This window comes from Polaromonas sp. P1_G2 (genome assembly GCF_056405515.1).
On sequence record NZ_JBFUBY010000577.1, the window covers coordinates 1 to 826 of the forward strand.

At 60.8% G+C, this 826-nt stretch carries 1 protein-coding gene; it reads right to left on the reverse strand.

Annotated elements, in window-relative coordinates:
* Window positions 1-63 precede the first annotated feature (63 nt).
* On the reverse strand, window positions 64-826 hold a 763-nt coding region (locus AC1D0P_RS26275), incomplete at its 5' end, for an ABC transporter permease (protein ID WP_477679410.1).

Consider the following 826-nt stretch of genomic DNA (forward strand, 5'->3'; position numbering starts at 1 on the left):
TTGCAGTCATGCTTGCTGTCGTGTTGGGATTGACGACCAGCAGCTTCGTTCGCCTGGCTTCGCTCATCCGCGCGCCCGCGCCCGATTGAGGTAGACGATGGTGCCTAACGTGCCGCCGATAACGAGGAAGGAGAAAACCGTCGTCACCGTGCCGAGCGCATAGAGCACCGGCGTCGTGACATTGGTGGTCATGCCGTAGATTTCGAGCGGCAGCGTATTATAGGTCCCCGATGTCATCAGCGTGCGGGCGAACTCGTCATAGGAAAGCGTGAAGCCGAACAGGCCGACACCGACCAGGCTCGGCGCAATCATCGGCAGAAGTACATATCGAAACGTCTGCCAGGACGTCGCACCGAGGTCGCGCGCCGCTTCCTCATAGGCCGGCGAGAACCGGTTGAACACCGCAAACATGATCAGCACGCCGAACGGCAGTGTCCAGGTGAGATGCGCGCCGAAGCCCGACGTGTACCAGGAGGGCTCGATGCCCAATTGCTGGAAGAGAACGCCGATGCCGAGCGAGATGATGATCGACGGTACGACGAGGCTGGCAATGGCGAGATAGAACAGCGGCGTTGCACCGAGAAACTTGCGCCGAAAGGCGAGACCGGCAAGCAGCGACACCACGACATTGACCACCATGACCATCAGGCCGAGGGTCAACGACCGCTCGAACGAACCGCCGAAATCGCCCACCGCCTGCTTTTCGAACAGGTTGGCGAACCAGTGCAGCGACACGCCGTTGAGCGGGAAGGTCAGCCCGCCATCCGGCCCTTGGAAAGACAGGATCAGGATCGCCGACAAAGGGCCATAGAGGAAGAGCACGAAG